14 protein-coding genes are annotated in these 17,380 nt (G+C 65.6%); all 14 read left to right on the forward strand.

The genetic code is table 11. The features are described 5' to 3' along the window. Positions 1-126: 126 nt before the first annotated feature. The 14 genes from ABU113_RS01125 (at position 127) to ABU113_RS01190 (ending at position 17,376) form a co-directional block, all read left to right on the forward strand. Complete coding sequence (locus ABU113_RS01125) at positions 127-477, forward strand: Hpt domain-containing protein (protein ID WP_454557622.1); 351 nt, start codon at positions 127-129, stop codon at positions 475-477. A gap of 207 nt (positions 478-684) precedes the next feature. Beyond that, on the forward strand, positions 685-1,233 hold the full coding sequence (locus ABU113_RS01130) for a response regulator (protein WP_454557623.1): 549 nt from the start codon (positions 685-687) through the stop codon (positions 1,231-1,233). Next, positions 1,226-1,741, forward strand: a complete 516-nt coding sequence (locus ABU113_RS01135; protein ID WP_454557624.1) for an Hpt domain-containing protein — start codon at positions 1,226-1,228, stop codon at positions 1,739-1,741. Before ABU113_RS01130 ends, ABU113_RS01135 begins: the two co-directional genes overlap by 8 nt. A gap of 83 nt (positions 1,742-1,824) precedes the next feature. Next, positions 1,825-3,120 carry a hypothetical protein gene (locus ABU113_RS01140; RefSeq protein WP_454557625.1) on the forward strand — a complete coding sequence of 432 codons (1,296 nt, stop codon included), beginning with the start codon at positions 1,825-1,827 and terminating at the stop codon, positions 3,118-3,120. A gap of 40 nt (positions 3,121-3,160) precedes the next feature. Next, positions 3,161-4,663, forward strand: a complete 1,503-nt coding sequence (locus ABU113_RS01145) for a capsule assembly Wzi family protein (protein ID WP_454557626.1) — start codon at positions 3,161-3,163, stop codon at positions 4,661-4,663. 231 nt (positions 4,664-4,894) lie between these two features. Then, complete coding sequence (flgK, locus tag ABU113_RS01150) at positions 4,895-7,015, forward strand: flagellar hook-associated protein FlgK (protein ID WP_454557627.1); 2,121 nt, start codon at positions 4,895-4,897, stop codon at positions 7,013-7,015. Positions 7,016-7,039: 24 nt separating this feature from the next. Then, positions 7,040-7,963 carry a flagellin gene (locus tag ABU113_RS01155; RefSeq protein ID WP_454557628.1) on the forward strand — a complete coding sequence of 308 codons (924 nt, stop codon included), beginning with the start codon at positions 7,040-7,042 and terminating at the stop codon, positions 7,961-7,963. Between the two features lie 101 nt (positions 7,964-8,064). Next, positions 8,065-9,186, forward strand: a complete 1,122-nt coding sequence (locus tag ABU113_RS01160) for a DUF2336 domain-containing protein (RefSeq protein WP_454557629.1) — start codon at positions 8,065-8,067, stop codon at positions 9,184-9,186. Further along, entirely contained in the window at positions 9,173-10,792 is a 1,620-nt protein-coding gene (locus ABU113_RS01165) for a PAS domain-containing sensor histidine kinase (RefSeq protein WP_454557630.1), read from the forward strand. Before ABU113_RS01160 ends, ABU113_RS01165 begins: the two co-directional genes overlap by 14 nt. 75 nt (positions 10,793-10,867) lie before the next feature. Continuing rightward, positions 10,868-11,797 (forward strand): ArsR/SmtB family transcription factor, encoded by a 930-nt coding sequence (locus tag ABU113_RS01170; protein ID WP_454557631.1) that lies wholly within the window; start codon positions 10,868-10,870, stop codon positions 11,795-11,797. A 23-nt stretch (positions 11,798-11,820) separates the two neighbouring features. Next, on the forward strand, positions 11,821-12,753 hold the full coding sequence (gene metF, locus ABU113_RS01175) for a methylenetetrahydrofolate reductase [NAD(P)H] (protein ID WP_454557632.1): 933 nt from the start codon (positions 11,821-11,823) through the stop codon (positions 12,751-12,753). Further along, complete coding sequence (locus tag ABU113_RS01180) at positions 12,750-13,802, forward strand: homocysteine S-methyltransferase family protein (RefSeq protein WP_454557633.1); 1,053 nt, start codon at positions 12,750-12,752, stop codon at positions 13,800-13,802. The genes metF and ABU113_RS01180 overlap by 4 nt, the downstream gene beginning before the upstream one ends. An 8-nt stretch (positions 13,803-13,810) precedes the next feature. After that, a complete protein-coding gene (gene metH / locus ABU113_RS01185; protein ID WP_454557634.1) occupies positions 13,811-16,429 on the forward strand; it encodes a methionine synthase in 2,619 nt (872 codons plus the stop codon). A gap of 5 nt (positions 16,430-16,434) precedes the next feature. Further along, positions 16,435-17,376 carry a right-handed parallel beta-helix repeat-containing protein gene (locus tag ABU113_RS01190; protein ID WP_454557635.1) on the forward strand — a complete coding sequence of 314 codons (942 nt, stop codon included), beginning with the start codon at positions 16,435-16,437 and terminating at the stop codon, positions 17,374-17,376. Positions 17,377-17,380: the final 4 nt, after the last annotated feature.

Raw genomic sequence — 17,380 nt, forward strand, 5'->3', positions numbered from 1 at the left:
GGCGATACGCACGGACACACGCCGGGGATGAGGACGGTCGGCGCGGCCGAGGCCGTCCATAGACCGGGCGCTTAACGCAGCGTTAGCGAATTCCGGCGCAGCGTCAATCACCGGAGAGATGTGTCGATGATCCCTGATACGCCCGACAGCGACAGCCTGCCGCTTTTCGATTCCCTTGTGCTGCTGGAAATGACCGGCAACGACGCGGCGCTGACGCTCTCGATCCTCAGCGATTTTCTTGAGAACTTCGATATACAACTCAAGGCGATGGCCGATGCCGCCGACATCTCGCAGTGGCGCGCGCTGGCACATCGGATGAAGGGGGCCGCCAACAGCGTGGGCGCGCGCCGGCTGGGTGCGCTGGCGGCCCGTGCCGAACGTGAAACAACGCCGCGTCCGGCGGTCGCCGAGGCCCTGGCGACGGAACTGGCGGCGTTGCGCGCGCATTGCGCCGGCCTGTTCGTTGTGATGTCCTGACCTTGCGGCTGAGCCAGTCTCCCGGACCGCGGGCGGCGTGGAATGCCTGTTTGCCCCGTCGCGTCGAAGTGAAATCATTCTTAACATCATCGCGCATCGCCAGTTGCATCGCCGGCGCGGCGATGCTTATAGGTTAAGTCCAATTAGCCATGGTCGTGGCCGGGGGGAGCATCGGATCGGTCGCGGACCGGTCCTGGCGAGGGTGGTATGAAGCTTGATTTACAGCGTTTGAGTGTGCTGGTTGTCGAAGATAGTCCGTTCATTCGCTCGCTTCTGGCCAATTCGCTCAAGGTGCTCGGGGTCGGTCAGGTGTCGCTGGCCGAGGACGGCAGCCGGGCCATCGAATTCCTCCAGCTGGTCAAGAAAGACCCGGTGCGTGCCGGCACCATGAACGTCGACCTGGTGTTGTCGAACTGGCAAATGTCGCCGGTCGATGGCGCCATGCTGCTGCGTTGGCTGCGCCGGCACAAGGACAGCCCGGACCGCTTCATGCCGTTCCTGATGATCACCGCCTATTCCGAGCGGGCCCGGGTTCAGGAGGCGCGCGAGCTGGGCGTCAACGAGGTGATGACCAAGCCGTTCACCATCCGCACGCTGGGCGAGAAGCTGATTGCCGTCATCAACCGGAACCGGCAGTTCGTGCATACGCGGGATTATTTCGGGCCGGACCGGCGCCGCCAGAACCTGCCGTTCGACGGCAAGGACCGTCGCAGCCTGACCGACAAGAGCCCGGAAGTGGAGATCATCCATGGCTGAGGCGGCAAAACCCGGCGTCAAGGTGCGCTTCTACCGGCTGCGCAACCGCCTGAAGGACAAGACCGCCGGCCTGGGTTCCGGCATGGACGGCGGCATCGAGATCGATACCGCGGCGCTGGAGGCCGCGCAGAAGATCTTCGAGGAGATGGCCGAGGATTACCCCGACTGGGTGAGCAACCAGATCGCGCAGCTGTACGAACTGCACCGGCGCTGCGTCGACACCCCGGAGCAGCGGCGCGGCCTGTTCGAGCAGATCACCGCGATGGCGCACGACCTCAAGGGGCAGGGCGGTACCTTCGGCTATCCGCTGGTGACCACCTTCGCCACCTCGCTCAATCGCTTTTCCACGCTGCGCAACGATATCCGCGACAGCCATGTCGAGATCATCAAGGCGCATATCGATGCCATGCGCGCGGTGATCCGCGACCGCATCAAGGGCGACGGCGGTGCCATCGGCGCGGCGTTGACCCGGGGGCTGGAACAGGTCATCAGCAAGTATCGGGACTGAGCCAGGCGTCGGCAGTCGGATGACGACTGGCACGCTGGATTCACGCCGCCCGCCGGGCGGCCGGCTACAGGCATGAGGGTGCAATGGCACTGATCGGGCTGTTCTGTGCAAATCATCCCGACGTCGATGGCGAGGGCGAACCCCGGGGCCTGCTGACGGTCGGCGGCGTCAGCCTGCTCGCGCGCAATCTGCGCCTGGCCCAGGGCGCCGGCGTCGAACGGCTGATGGTGCTGGCCGAACGGCTGCCGCCACGTCTCGCCGCCGAGATCGACGCCTTGCGGGACGATCACCCCGAGCTGGAGGTAGTGCGTCAGGCGGAGGTGCTGGCCACCATGGTCGAGGGGCATGACCGGGTGCTGCTGATCGATGAGGGCGTGCTGGTGGACAGCCGTCTTGTCGAGGCGGTGGCCCAGGTTGCCGCCGACAGCGTGGTGGCGATCTGGCCTGCCGGTCCGGCCATTCCCGAACGGGCGGTCCGCCTTGATGCCCAGCATTTCTCGGCGGCGGTTGGCCTGTTTCCCGGCCATCTGGTGCGTCAGGTCGCCAAGGGGCTGGGTGACTGGGATTTCGAGCAGACACTGATCCGGGCAGCGGTGGCACGGTCGGAGACGGGGTTTCTCGACGTCAATCGCATCGATACCTACGATCCGGCCCAGCGGGCGCACGTGCCGCTGCTGTGGCAGGTGGTGGACGGACGGCAGGCGGCGGAACGCGCCGGTCTGGCCCTTTCCGCCTCGGTCGAGACCCGTGCCGGCGACGCGCCGACCCGTTTCATCTACGCACCGCTGGCCGGCCTGGTCATGGGCTGGGTCGAGGGCTGGCCGGTTCGGGTCGTCCACATGGCCATCGGCGGACTGCTGCTGTTCGTGTCGGCGGTCACGAGCGCGGTTTTCGGCTGGCCGCTGATGGGGCTGCTGCTGGCGGTCTGCGGCGGCTTCACGTTCGAGCTGACCGACCGGTTGGCGCGCATCCGCTTGGAGCCCGACCGGACGCGGGCGCTGCGCCGCCATGCCGAACCGGTGCTGGAGGCCGCCTGGTATGGCGCGCTGGCGGCTTTCCTGCATGAGACTCATGGACTGGCGCCGGTCGTGCTCGCCCTGTTGCTGATCGTCGTGCGGGGGTCGGCCGACGCGCACCGGCTCTACCATGAGCGACTGTTCAGGATGGCGCTGGACGAGGGCGGACGCTGGCCGGCGCTGCTGCGCCTGCTGGCCAGCGGCGCCCGGCTGAACCTGTGGATGCTGCTGCCGTTCGCGGTTGCCCAGAGCTGGTATGCCGGCCTGTGGTGCCTTGCCGGGTATGCGCTGCTCACCTATGCGGCGGTGATGGCCGTGTTCTGGCGGCGATTGGCCGGTGGCCGGGATGCCGCCGTCTCCTGACCATGGCGGCGGCAATGACTTCGACACAGGGGAAATCAGCTTGAAACAGTCACCCTTTCATTACGGCTGCCGCGTCGCGCTCGCCGCCGCGATGCTGCTGGCCACCGTGGTGCCCGCGGCCAATGCCGCCCCCTGGGCCACGGCGGGGGATCGCCAGCTGCGCGATGACATCGAACTGTTGCAGGCTTACGGGGTCATCAGCGGGCCAGTGTCGAGCTGGCCGCTGCCCTGGGCGCAGATTGCCGCCGGTCTTGATGGTGTCGACCCGGGGGCGGTGCCGCCCCATGCGCGCGCGGCCCTGGAACGCATCCGCATCCACCTCGGGCTGGCGGAGGCCCGCACCCGCTATGTCATCGAGGCGTCGGCCACCAATGGTGCGGCGCTGGTGCGTGATTTCGCCGACACGGCGCGCGAGGATGGCGACGTGGCGGCCCATGTCGAGCATGAGTTCGGTGGCACCACCATCGGCTACGGCGTCGGCTGGCGCTCCGGGCAGCGGGGCGATGATGTGCATTTCGAGGATGCCTATCTTGCGCACGCACTGGGCAACTGGGCGCTTTACGCCGGCTTTGTCGAGACCTGGTGGGGGCCGGGTCAGGAGAGCGGCCTGCTGTTCTCCAACAGCAGCCGGCCGTTTCCCAAGATCGGGTTCAAGCGGCTGTCGCCGGACGCCTTCACCTGGCCGGTGCTCAACTGGCTGGGGCCGTGGCGGTTCGAGGCCTTCGTCGGCCAGTTGAACGAAAACCGCACCGATTACGACAATCCGCTGGTGGCGGCGATGCGGTTGTCGTTCCAGCCGGCGCGTCAGGTGGAGATTGGCTTCAGCCGGATGATGCAGTTGTGTGGCGAGGGCCGTCCGTGCGGTCTCAAGATCTGGCGCGATGCCCTGCTGCCGGTGGGCACCCGCGACAATACCGGCACGCTTGACGAGCCGGGCAACCAGATTGCCGGCGTCGACCTGCGTATCGCCGGGCGACTGGGTCCGGTCGCGACATCGCTCTACGGCGAGGTGATCGGCGAGGACGGCGACGGCATCGGCATCGAGCAGCTTTCCTACACCGTCGGCGGTACCGCCAGCGGCGGCTTGCGCGACGGTTCGACCTGGAAGGCGGGTGTGGAATACACCGACACCTATGCCTTCTACCTGGTGGAAAAGCCGGCCACCGACAACAACAACCGCGCCGAAGGCTCGACCTACAACAACTTCATCTACTCGGCTGGTTATACCTACCGAGGTCGGCCCATCGGCTTTAGCCTTGATGGCGACAGCCGGCTGTTCTCGCTGACCGGATCGTGGACCGATCCGGGCAACCGCCGCTTCTACAGCGCCGTGCGCCGGGCGAGCATCAACGTGACCAACACCGCGCGCTACCGGATCAGCCGCAACGCCGAACGCCTGTGGATCGGCGAGGCGGGCGTGCAGTGGCCGACCGAATGGGGCGATGTGCGGGTGGAGGCGCGCTGGCAGACCGATGCCCCTGATACGCCGGGCCGCTCGCCGGCCAAGGCGCAGCTTGAGATCGGCTGGCGCACCCAGTTCTGAAGATCAGGGCTCGCGGCGAGCCCGGTCGCCGGCAGCGAGCGGCCTGCGTTGGCGCAGTTGGCATCAGACTTGCTCATGTTTTCCCGAACCTCAGGGGAAAACCTGGTGCCGACATGTTGAAACTGAACCAAATCAAAGCATTGACCGCCCCGCCCGTGGTTTCGAGGTCCGCTATCGCTGACGCGATCGGCCCGGCAATTCCTGCCGGCCGGCAGGACTGAGGGGGCGCGCATGTCGATCAGCAATATCCTGCACATGGCCTACACCGGACTGTCCGCCTCGCAGACGGTGATGCGGTCGATTTCCAACAACGTCGCCAATGTGAACACGGAAGGGTATGGCCGCGAGACCGTCAGTCTCCAGGCACTCGCCTACGGCGCCAACAATGGCGGCGTGCAGGTGGCGGCGATCCGCCGGGTCACCGACAAGTTCCTGGAGAGCGCGGTCTACGCCGCCAACGGCGACGCCGGCCAGTACGACAAGATGGCCGAGTTCCACTCGCGTCTGCAGGGCCTGATCGGCAGTCCTGACTCCAACAGCGGGCTGGCGGCGCGGCTGAACGACATCACCTCCGCGATCGCCGACGTGACGGCCGACCCGGCCGACGCCGTGCGCCGGCGGGCAGTGATCGACAGCGTCCAGAGCATGACCGACGAGATCAGCCGCATCTCCTCGGATATCCAGCAGTTGCGTGCCGACGCCAGCAACCAGATCGTCGAGACCGTCACCACCATCAATTCCCTGCTGGAGCGTATCCACAGCCTCAACCCGTTGATCGTGCGTGAGAACATGATCAGCGGCAACAGCGGCGGCTTGCAGGAGCAGCGGGCCCAGGCGTTGCAGCAGCTGTCCCAGCTGATCGATATTCGCACCGAGGAGGCCGATGACGGCTCGGTGCAGGTGGCCACGACCACGGGTGTCGTGCTCGTCGACCAGACCTTGCGCCAGCTGGAATATCTGTCTCCCGGCTCGGCGGCGCCGGAAACCAACTTCTCGCAGATCAAGATCTACAACCTTGATCCCCGGACCAATCAGAAGGTCGACACCGGCACGGTGCTGGATGGCGATATTCGCTCCGGTCGCCTGAAGGGTCTGCTGACGCTGCGTGACCAGCAGTTGCCGGCGCTGGCGGAAGAGCTGGGCGAGCTTGCCCGGCAATTCACCGAACAGATCAACGCCATTCACAATGCCAGCACGGCAGTGCCGCCGGCCAATGCACTGACCGGGCGACAGACGTCGCTGGCGACAAGCGATCCGCTGCATTTCACCGGTGTTTCCACCTTCGCGGTGGTGGACGCCAACGGCGTCATCGTGGCCAAGAGCACCGTGGATTTTGATGCCCTGGGCAGCGGTACGCCGATCTCGGCGCTGCTGGCCCAGGTGAACGCCGACCTTGGCGGTGCCGGCACGCTCAGCCTGACCAATGGCCAGCTGTCCTTCAGCGCGACCAATAGCGGCAATGGCGTGGTGATCGCGGACGACGAGACCAATCCGAGCGATCGCGGCGGGCGCGGCTTCTCGCACTTCTTCGGCATGAACGACCTGATCGTCGCCGACCAGACCAGCAACTACAATACCGGGGTGCAGGGCAGCGACGCGCACGGCTTCACCTTGGGCGGCACCACCTACATGCAGGTGCGCGACGCCAGCAACCGCCTCGTCGGCGACTATACCCTTACCGTTGCTGGCGCCACCTTCGATGACCTGCTGACACAGCTCAACGATCCGGCCGGCATGGGCCGGTTCATGACCTTTTCGCTCGATGCCGAGGGGCAGCTGATCTCGACGCCAAAGCCGGGATATGAGAACGCGGATATCCGGGTGGTGTCTGACACCACCAACCGGGCGGGCACCGGCACCACCATCAGCAGTTTCTTCGGCGTCGGTCACAGCGTGAAGGCCTCGGCGGTCACCGGGCTGGGCGTGCGCGACGACATCATTTCCGACCCCTACAAACTGTCCCTGGCCAAGCTCGACACCGGCGCCGCCATCGGCGAGACGGCGCTGGGCACCGGCGACCAGCGCGGCGCTGCCGCATTGCGTGACTTCGCCAACGCCGCCTTCACCTTCGAGGCAGCGGGCAATATCGCCAGCCTGTCGGGCACGTTGTCGCAGTATCTCGGCTTCGTGCTCGGCGACTCCGCCATCATGGCGTCGCAGGCTTCCGCCTCGTCCGACGATGCCAAGGCGCTGCTGTCCAACGTCACCAAGCGCCGCGACGACTATTCGGGGGTCAACCTCGATGAGGAACTGAGCAACATGCTGATCTATCAAAACAGTTACAGTGCGGCCGCACGGCTGATGACCACCGCGCGTGACATGTACGACACGCTGCTTACCGTCATCCAGTAACTGCTGGCATCAGGAGACCGAGCCATGACCCGCGTCGCGAGTTTTTCCCAGAACCAGGCCCTGCTGTCGTCGGTGCTGAAGAGCCAGACCGATCTGTTCAAGGCGCAACAGCAGGTGAACACCGGCAAGAAGTCGCAGGACTATGCCGGCATTGCCTCCGATACCTCCACGCTGGTTTCAGCCAAGGCGTTGAAGGCGCAGACGGATTCGTTCATCAAGACCGGCACCTATCTCAACCAGACACTGTCGACCCTGGATCTTCAGATTGGAGCGTTCATCGATTCCTCGCGGTCCCTGCGCCAGTCGGTGCTGGAGGTGGTTGCCACCGGTGATGCCCAGGGGTTTCAGCAGACGCTGGAGACGAGCTTCGAAATGCTGAAATCGACGCTCAACACCATGGTGGGCGGCAGTTACCTGTTCTCGGGGTCGCGCACCACGACCAAGCCGTTTTCCGCCGAAACCCTGGACGACCTGGCCGCGCTCGGCAACGTCGCGGATGCGTTCAACAACGACCAGATCAAGGCCACCGTCCGCATCGCCGATACCTACGAGATGCAGTATGGCGTCCTTGCCGACGAGGTGGCCCAGCCGCTGATGGAGGTCATCCAGCGTATCAAGCAGTTTCACGACACCACGCCGGGCGGCCTGAACGGGCAGCTTGACGACACCGAGAAGGCTTATCTGGAAAGCGAACTCGCGGCACTGGACAGCGCCATTCAGGGCATCCAGCAGTATCAGGTGGCCAACGGCCTGCGCCAGAAGCGGGTCGAGGAAATTGGCGACCTGATGAGCAACCGGAGCGCTTATCTGGAGGATTTCGTCTCCAATATCGAGGACGTCAACATGGCCGAGGCGATCACCAGGCTGCAGAACGACCAGTCGGCGCTCGAGGTGTCGTATCGGGTGATTGGCTCCCTGAGCGAACTCAACCTGTCGAAGTATATCTGAGGTCGCGCCGCCCGTGACGGCCAACCTACAGTTTAGAGCTTGTTAAGGTCGCTGCGTTAACTCTTCCGGTATCGGGAGAGGGGATCTGACCGGTGGCTGCGATGAGTAACGAGGATGTGACAAGACTGCTGGTGCTGGCCGCGGATCGCTCCCGCGAGGCCAGGATGCAGCTCGTCAATACCATCGTTGACTTCTTCCTGCCCGACAATGACCGTCTGACCGAACAGCAGCGGGCGCTGATGACCGATGTGCTGTGCAAGCTCATCGGCTCCATCGAGATGGACGTGCGGCGCAACCTGGTGGCGGCGCTGCAGCGCTCGGGCGTGGAATTGCCGGAGCTGGAACGCCTTCTGGCCAGTGACGAGATCGAGGTCGCCCGTCCCGTTCTGGAAAAGAGCAAGGCATTACGCGATCCGGAACTCATCGAGATCATCCGGACCCGCAGCGACGAGCATCGGCTCGCTATTGCCGTGCGCGACCACGTCAGCGCCGAGGTTTCCGATGCGTTGATCGAGCACGGGTCCAATGACGTGATCGAACGGCTCATCCGCAACGAGGACGCCGTGCTGTCGCGCCGGGCGATGGAGTATCTGGTGGCGGAAAGCCGCCGGGTGGACCGCTTCCAGGAGCCGCTGCTGGGTCGCAACGACCTTCCGGGCGACCTTGCCCACCGGATGTACTGGTGGGTTTCGGCGGCCTTGCGCCGGCATATCCTGCGCCACTTCACCATTCCGGCCGATGTGCTCGACCGGGCGCTGGAAGATTCGACCCGCCGTGCGGTCGCCGAGCATGATCATGGCCAGGGTGCGCAGGCCCGCGCGCTGCGGCTGGCCCGCCGGCTGATGGACCTTGGTGAACTGACCGACCCGTTCCTGCTCAGCGCGCTGCGACAGCAGCGGGTCACGGTGTTCGCCGCCGGGCTGGCCGAGCGGGCGGGAATCACCTTCCAGATGGCCTGGCGTCTCATCAGCGATCGTGGCGCCGAGAGCTTCATCGTGCTGGCCAAGGCGATCGACATGGATCGCCAGACCATGACCTCGCTGGTGCTGCTGCTGGCGGAATTCAATAATCCGGAGTCGGCCCGACGGCCGGATGTCATCACGACCATCCTGAAACTGTTCGATGATCTGTCGACCGCCCAGGCCCGCGACGTGCTGCGGGTGTGGCAGCGCGATACCGCCCTGGTGCGCGCACTCGATGACGTGACCGATGACGCCGCCTGACGCTCGCGCCGACGCGGTGGCCACGGATAACGTGGTCAGTCTGCGGCCTGGACGGCGCTTCATTCCGGCCTGGACGGTCACTGGCGAGACCGAACTGGCGGCGCTAACGACGATGATCATGGACGCGGCGGATGTCGCGGTGTTCCGTGCCCAGCCGTCAGGTGACCTCGTCGAGGCCAACCCGGCGTTCCAGCGCCTGAACGCGTCGCTGGGTGGCAGCGAGACCATGGCGGCGGTGCCGGGTGTCCGCGCCGGCGTGCAGCGCTGCGCCCTGCTGGCGCAAACCGTTACGAGGCCGCAAGCACTTGAGGTCGATGGCGAGACAAGGCATTACTGGCTGCGTTTCGTGCCGATCATCGACGACAATGGTATGGTCGTGGGTGTCGGCGGAGCCTGCCAGGACTGGACGGCTCAACTGGGGCGACTGAACTCTGCCATGCTCGATCAGGCGCGCTTTCGCGACTTTGCCCGGGCCTCCTCGGACTGGTTCTGGGAGACTGACGCGGCATGGCGCCTGACCGCGGTTTCCGATCGCCTCACCGGTGTTCTGGGGCAGCCCACCTTCGGGTTGATCGGCAAGCCGGTGCTGTCGCTGGGCAGGCTGGAGGCCAATATCGCCGGAGAGCGCCCCATCGATCGGGCGATGCTGGAACATGCGCCGTTTCGTGATCAGCTGTTCGTGCTTGAGACCGATGTCGGCGAGGCCGCGCTGTTCCATCTCTCCGGCGTGCCGATGTTTGACGACAAGGGCCGGTTCATCGGCTATCGCGGCGCCGGGATGGACGTCACCCGCGTCTACATGATGGAAGAGGAGGCGCGCTCGACGCGGCGGTCGCTGGAGACCGCGATGGGGGAGCTGAGCCGGAAGAACGTAGCGCTGGACGCCGCGTCCGCCCAAGCGCAAGCCGCGCTGCACGCCAAGAACGAGTTTCTTGCCGCCATGAGCCACGAGCTGCGCACGCCGCTCAACGCCATCATCGGATTCGCCGAAGCCATGCAGATGCAGGTGTTTGGCAACCTGACGCCGCATTACGTGGCCTATGCCAACGATATCGTGACGGCGGGCCATCACCTTCTCGGCCTGATCAATGACGTGCTTGATGTCTCGGTGATCGAGACCGGCGAAATCGCGCTGACCATCGAGACGGTGTCGCTGGCCAATCTGCTGGATCAGGCGCGCAGCCTGCTGGTGCTCCGGGCGGAGGCGAAGCGGCTGGACATGAGTACCGTCCGGTGTGCCGAGGATATCCGGGTGCTGGCCGACGAGCGCCGGGCGTTGCAGATATTCGTCAACCTGCTCACCAACGCGGTCAAGTTCACGCCCGAGGGTGGCCGGATCGGCGTTGACGTGGGTCGCAAGGGAGACCTGGTGACCTGCACCGTCTGGGATACCGGCACCGGCATTGCGCCGGCCAATCACGAGCGTGTGTTCGAGAAATTCCAGCAGTGCGTCAATGACGCCTACCATGGCAAGCCGGAGGGCACCGGTCTGGGGCTACACATCTCGCGACAGCTGGCCCGGCTGATGCACGGTGACATTTCGCTGGAAAGCGAGCTGGGGCAGGGCGCAAGGTTCACCGTGGCGTTGCCGGTGGCGGCGGTCTGACAGGCCGGGAGAACCGTTCGCCGACAGGCCGGCGGCGCGTTGACAAGACATAAAGACATCTTTATGTCTTGATGGATGGAAACCGCTCTGACCGTTCTCAAGGCCTCCGCCGACCCGACCCGACTCAGGGTTCTGACGTTGCTGCGTCATGCCGAGCTGGCGGTGAGCGATCTGACACGCATCCTGCGCCAAAGCCAGCCCCGTGTTTCCCGTCACTTGAAGATTCTCGCCGAGGCCGGGCTGATCGAGCGGCACAAGGAGGGCGCCTGGGTGTTCTTCCGGCTGGCGGAAGGCGCTGTGGCAACGATGGTGGGGGGTCTGCTCGACTCGTTGCTGTCGCCCGATGAACCGCTGGTGGCGGGTGACCTTATCCGGTTGCGCGAAGTACAGGCGGAGCGTGTGCAGAAGGCGGATCGCTATTTCGCCGCCCATGCGCCGGAGTGGGACCGTGTGCGCTCGCTCTATGTGCCCGAGCAGCAGGTCGAGGAGGCGGTTGTCCGCCATCTGCTCGATCGGCCGATCGACAATCTGCTCGACGTCGGCACCGGTACCGGCCGAATGCTGGAAATACTGGGGCCCAAGGTCGGTCGCGCCATCGGCATCGACGCCAGCCAGGAAATGCTTAAGGCGGCGCGGGCCCGGCTGGAAGCGGCGGGGCTCGCCAATGTCCAGGTGCGGCTGGGCGACATGTATGCCCTCAATGGCGCCGCTCATGTCGATGCGGTGGTGCTGCATCAGGTGCTGCATTATGCCGAGATGCCGCAGGCGGCGATCGCCGAGGCGGCACGGGCCCTGCGGCCGGGTGGACGGCTGCTGGTGGTGGACTTCGCGCCGCACGACAAGGAATTCCTGCGCGAGACCCACGCGCATCGCCGCCTGGGGTTTTCGGACCGCCAGGTCGTCGACTGGATGGAAGCGGCCGGCCTCAAGGCGGGCGTCGCCGATCATCTCAGTGGCGGCGAACTCACCGTCACCCTGTGGCTCGGCGAAAAGCCGGCCGCCTGATTGCTTGATCTGGAACCTTGCCGATGAATGTCGTTACCCCCAGCTATCGCCCGTTGTTCGCCGATTTGCCCGGCGACATCGAGGTGTCGTTCGAATTTTTCCCGCCGCGCACCGAGGCGATGGAGCGCACTTTGTGGGAGTCTATCACCGCGCTGGCGCCGCTGGCGCCGAAGTTCGTCTCGGTGACCTATGGCGCCGGCGGCTCGACCCGCGAGCGCACCCACAACACGGTGACGCGCATTCTCTCGGAGACCTCACTGGCGCCGGCGGCGCACCTGACCTGTGTCGCCGCCAGCCGTGACGAGGTGGACGCCGTGGCACGCGCCTACTGGGAGGCTGGTGTTCGACATATCGTCGCCCTGCGTGGCGATCCGCCGGAAGGCATCGACGCGCGCTTCCAGCCGCATCCGCAAGGTTACCGCAACGCCGCCGACCTGGTGGCCGGCCTGCGCCGTATCGCGCCATTCGAGATCAGCGTCGGGGCCTATCCCGAATGCCACCCCGACAGCCCGTCGCGCATCGCCGACATCGAGAACCTCAAGGCCAAGTTCGATGCCGGGGCGACGCGGGCGATCACCCAGTTCTTCTTCGATCCCGACGTCTACCTGCGCTTTCTCGATCTGGCCGGTGCGGCCGGCCTCGATGTCGACATCGTGCCGGGCATTCTGCCGGTGAGCAATTTCGCCCAGCTGGAACGCATGGCCGGCATGTGCGGCGCCAGCGTACCGCACTGGATGGCCCGCCTGTTCGAGGGCCTCGACGGCCGGCCGGCGACCCGCCAGCTGGTGGCGGCGACCGTCGCCGCCGAGCAGTGCGCACGTCTGTATGAACGCGGCATCCGCCAGTTCCATTTCTACACCCTCAACCGGGCCGAACTGACCTCGGCGATCTGCCACCTGCTCGGTGTGCGGCCCGCTGCGGCCACGGCGGCGATCAAGGCGGAGACCAAGGCATGAGCACCACGCGGGCACAAAAAGCCGCCCTGTTCCGGCGCCTGGCCCATGACCGGATTCTGGTGAAGGACGGCCCCTACGGCACTGCGATCCAGAAGCTGAAGCTGGGCGAGGCGGATTTTCGTGGCGGTCGCGACTTCGCCCACGACCAGAAGGGCAACAACGACCTGCTGAACCTGACGCAGCCCGAGGCCATTGCCGGCATCTGCCGCGCCTATCTGGAGGCCGGCGCCGACGTGCTGGCGACCAACACCTTCAACTCCAACGCCATCAGCCTGGCCGACTATGGCGTCGAGGACATGGTGCGCGAGGTCAATGTCGCCGCGGCCCGGCTGACCCGCCGGATGGCCGACGCCTATGACACGCCGGACAAGCCGCGCTTCGTCGTCGGTGCGCTGGGGCCGACCAACAAGACGCTGTCGGTGTCGCCGGACGTCAACAATCCCGGCCACCGCGAGGTCAGCTTCGATTTCGTGCGCGACGTCTACAAGGCGCAGATCGAAGGCCTGCTGGAAGGCGGCGTCGATTTCATCCTGGTCGAAACGGTGTTCGACACGCTCAACGCCAAGGCGGCGCTGGTCGCGGTGGACGAACTGGCGGAAGCGCGCGGCGAGGACATTCCCGTCATGGTGTCGATGACGCTCACCGATCTGTCGGGGCGCAATCTGTCGGGCCAGACGGTGGAAGCCTTCTGGAATTCGGTGCGCCACGCCCGACCGTTGACCGTCGGCCTCAACTGTTCGTTCGGCGCCACCGAGCTGCGGCCCTACGTCACCACGCTGGCCAAGACGGTGGATACGCTGCTGTGCATCTACCCCAATGCCGGTCTGCCCAATGAAATGGGCGAATATGCCGAGTTGCCGGAGATGACCGCCCGCCTCATCCACGACTGGGCGGAGCAGGGGCTGATCAACGTCATCGGCGGCTGCTGCGGCACCACGCCGGCGCATATCGCCGCCATCGCCCGCGCTGTCGCCGGCCTGAAACCGCGCGCCATTCCCGTCATCGAGCCGAAGCTGCGCCTTTCCGGCCTTGAAGCCTTTGCCGCGTAAGAGCCAACATGAGCACCCAGACCGCAACCTTCATCAACGTCGGCGAACGCACCAACGTCACCGGCTCGGCGAAATTCAAGAAGCTCATCCTTGCCGGCGACTACAACGCCGCGCTCGACGTCGCCCGCCAGCAGGTGGAAGCCGGCGCCCAGATCATCGACATCAACATGGACGAGGGCCTGCTTGACGCAGAACTGGCGATGGAGACCTTCCTCAAGCTGGTGGCGGCCGAGCCCGACATCGCGCGGGTGCCGATCATGATCGACAGCTCGAAGTGGAGCGTCATCGAGACCGGTATCAAATGCGTCGCCGGCAAGGCGATCGTCAACTCCATCAGCCTGAAGGAAGGCGAGGCGGCGTTCCTCGAACATGCCCGCAAGGTCCGCCGCTATGGCGCTGCGATGGTGGTGATGGCCTTCGACGAGACCGGCCAGGCCGATACCCGCGCCCGCAAGGTGGAAATCTGCGCGCGCGCCTATGATGTGCTGACCACCAAGGCGCATGTGGCGCCGGAGGACATCATCTTCGATCCCAACATCTTCGCGGTGGCGACGGGGATCGAGGAACACAACAACTACGCGGTCGACTTCATCGAGGCCTGCCGCGACATCAAGGCGCGTTGCCCGCATGTGAAGATTTCCGGCGGCGTCTCCAACATCTCGTTCAGCTTCCGCGGCAATGAGCCGGTGCGCCGCGCCATGCACTCTGTGTTCCTCTATCACGCCATCCAGGCGGGTATGGACATGGGCATCGTCAATGCCGGCCAGCTCGACGTCTATGACGAAATCCCCGCCGAGCTGCGCGAGCGGGTGGAGGATGTCATTCTTAACCGCCGTGCGGACGCCACCGAACGGCTGCTGGAGATCGCCGAGAAATACCGCGACAGCGGCGCCCAGGCGGAAGCGGTCACCGAGGAGTGGCGGAGCTGGCCGGTGGACAGGCGGCTGTCACACGCGCTGGTCAAGGGGATCGACGCCCATATCGTCGAGGATACCGAAGAGGCCCGCCAGCATTTCGCGCGTCCCATCGAGGTCATCGAAGGGCCGCTGATGGCCGGCATGAACGTGGTCGGCGATCTGTTCGGCGCCGGCAAGATGTTCCTGCCGCAGGTTGTGAAGTCCGCGCGCGTGATGAAGCGTTCGGTGGCTCACCTGATTCCCTTCATCGAGGCGGAAAAAGCCGCTGGCGCCCAGGCCAAGGGGCGTGTCGTGATGGCGACGGTGAAGGGCGACGTTCACGACATCGGCAAGAACATTGTGGGCGTCGTGCTTCAGTGTAACAATTTCGAGGTCATCGACCTGGGTGTTATGGTGCCGTTTCAGGATATCCTGAAGGCCGCCGTCGACCATAAGGCGGACATCGTGGGACTGTCGGGCCTGATCACGCCGTCGCTCGACGAAATGACCACGGTCGCCGAGGAGATGGAGCGCGCCGGGCTGACGATGCCGCTGATGATCGGCGGCGCCACCACCTCGAAGGTGCATACCGCGCTCAAGATCGCGCCGCACTACAGCGGCCCCACCATTCATGTGCTCGACGCCAGCCGTGCCGTCGGTGTGGCCTCCGCCCTGACCTCCGACACCCAGCGCGACGCCTTCGCCAGCCAGACGGCGACGGAATACGAAGAGATCCGCCGCAAGCGCGCCGGGGCCACCGAAAGCGAACTGCTGCCGCTGGAGGCCGCGCGCGCCAATGGCGTCGCGATCGACTGGGCGGGCTATACGCCGCCGGTGCCGAGCTTCCTGGGCACGCGTGTTTTCAACGATTACCCGCTCGACAAGCTGGTCGAACGGATCGACTGGACGCCGTTCTTCCGCTCCTGGGAGCTGGCCGGCACCTACCCCGCCATCCTCACCGATCCGGTGGTCGGCGAGAGCGCCTCCCAGCTGTTCGCCGACGCGCAGAAAATGCTGGCGCAGATTGTCAGCGAGAAATGGCTCACCGCCAAGGCGGTGATCGGTCTCTGGCCAGCGGCCCGCGATGGCGACGACGTGGTGCTTTACACCGACGACACCCGCACGCAGGAGCTCAGCCGGGCGCATTTTCTGCGCCAGCAGATCGCCAAGCGCGATGGCCGGCCGAATTTCTGCCTGGCGGATTTCGTGGCGCCACAAGGCGACTATCTCGGCGGGTTCGCGGTGACGGCGGGCCATGGCATCGAGGCGCATCTGGCGCGCTTCAAGGCCGCCCACGACGATTACTCCGACATTCTGCTGAAAGCGCTGGCCGACCGGCTGGCGGAAGCACTGGCCGAGACGCTGCACGAGGAAGTGCGCACGCGCCACTGGGGCTATGCCGCCGACGAGGCGCTGAGCAACGAAGACATCATCCGCGAGAAATATCGGGGCATCCGCCCGGCGCCCGGTTATCCGGCCTGTCCGGACCATTCGGAAAAGGTCGAGCTGTTCCGGCTGCTGGACGCCAGCCGGAACGCCGGCATCCAGCTCACCGAGAGCTTCGCCATGGTGCCGACGGCCGCGGTTTCCGGCTTTTACTTTGCCCATCCGCAGGCGCAGTATTTCGGCGTGGCCCGGATCGGCCGTGACCAGGTGGAGGACTACGCCCGCCGGCGCGGCGTCAGCATGGAACAGGCGGAAAAATGGCTGCGGCCCAACCTCGGCTATTGAGACGGGTGTTTGCCATCGCCGCGCTGCTGGCATTGCCGGCGGCGGCGCCGGCGGATCCTGGCATCCCCGGCGAGATTGTCATCGGGCCGCGAGACTCGCTGGCGCGGGCGGCCAGGACCGCGCCTGAAGGGGTCGTCATCACGCTGCTACCGGGCGACTACCGGCAATGCGCGGTGCTGGGAAAGTCGCTGACGCTGCGCGCGCAGACGCCGGGTACCGTAACGTTCCGGGATGTGGCGTGCGAGGCCAAGGCGGCGCTGGTGCTGCGCGGCAAGCCGGAATCGCGCTTTGTCATCGACGGCCTGCGGTTTCGCGATATCCGGGTGCGTGACCTCAACGGCGCAGGCATCCGGGTCGAGCGAGGCTCGGCGCTGATCCGCCGCGCAGATTTCGCCGGGACCGAAATGGGCGTGCTGACCTCGGCGGGCAAGGAGATCTGGCGCAACATCGCCGAGCTGGTGATCGAGGACAGCCGGTTCAGCGATATCCATCTGTGCCCCCCCAAATGCGGGACGGTCCACCTCAGTCACGCCATCTACGCCAACGGCATCGGCCGGCTGATCGTCCGGCGCAGCCGGTTCGAGCGGGTGAAGGCCGGCCACTATATCAAGAGCCGGGCCCGACAAACGGAAGTCGTGGAGTCGGTCATTGACGACCGCCTGGGGACGGCAAGCTACCTTGTCGACATCCCCAACGGCGGCGGTGCGCGCATCGAGGGCAACACCCTGATCAAGGGTCCGGGAGCCAGCAACCGCTGCTGCATCATCCGGGTTGGCGCCGAGGGCGTCACCAATCCTCCGGCGCCCCTCCTCGTACGCGGCAACAGGGTCGAGAACGCGACCGGCGGCCCGACGATCCTGCTGTTCAATCAGACGCGTACCGTGGCGCGGCTGGAGGCGAACCGCACCGAGGGCTTTATCCTCTCCTCCGTCGGTCCGGCGGACTGATGAT

This window comes from Parapedomonas caeni, from assembly GCF_041060555.1.
Lineage (GTDB): Bacteria > Pseudomonadota > Alphaproteobacteria > Sphingomonadales > Sphingomonadaceae > CAUJIW01.

Coding starts and splice junctions, on each gene's coding strand:
- ABU113_RS01125 (WP_454557622.1), top strand. CDS start 127: ATGATCCCTGATACGCCCGACAGCGACAGCCTGCCGCTTTTCGATTCC.
- ABU113_RS01130 (WP_454557623.1), top strand. CDS start 685: ATGAAGCTTGATTTACAGCGTTTGAGTGTGCTGGTTGTCGAAGATAGT.
- ABU113_RS01135 (WP_454557624.1), top strand. CDS start 1,226: ATGGCTGAGGCGGCAAAACCCGGCGTCAAGGTGCGCTTCTACCGGCTG.
- ABU113_RS01140 (WP_454557625.1), top strand. CDS start 1,825: ATGGCACTGATCGGGCTGTTCTGTGCAAATCATCCCGACGTCGATGGC.
- flgK (WP_454557627.1), top strand. CDS start 4,895: ATGTCGATCAGCAATATCCTGCACATGGCCTACACCGGACTGTCCGCC.
- ABU113_RS01155 (WP_454557628.1), top strand. CDS start 7,040: ATGACCCGCGTCGCGAGTTTTTCCCAGAACCAGGCCCTGCTGTCGTCG.
- ABU113_RS01160 (WP_454557629.1), top strand. CDS start 8,065: ATGAGTAACGAGGATGTGACAAGACTGCTGGTGCTGGCCGCGGATCGC.
- ABU113_RS01165 (WP_454557630.1), top strand. CDS start 9,173: ATGACGCCGCCTGACGCTCGCGCCGACGCGGTGGCCACGGATAACGTG.
- ABU113_RS01170 (WP_454557631.1), top strand. CDS start 10,868: ATGGAAACCGCTCTGACCGTTCTCAAGGCCTCCGCCGACCCGACCCGA.
- metF (WP_454557632.1), top strand. CDS start 11,821: ATGAATGTCGTTACCCCCAGCTATCGCCCGTTGTTCGCCGATTTGCCC.
- ABU113_RS01180 (WP_454557633.1), top strand. CDS start 12,750: ATGAGCACCACGCGGGCACAAAAAGCCGCCCTGTTCCGGCGCCTGGCC.
- metH (WP_454557634.1), top strand. CDS start 13,811: ATGAGCACCCAGACCGCAACCTTCATCAACGTCGGCGAACGCACCAAC.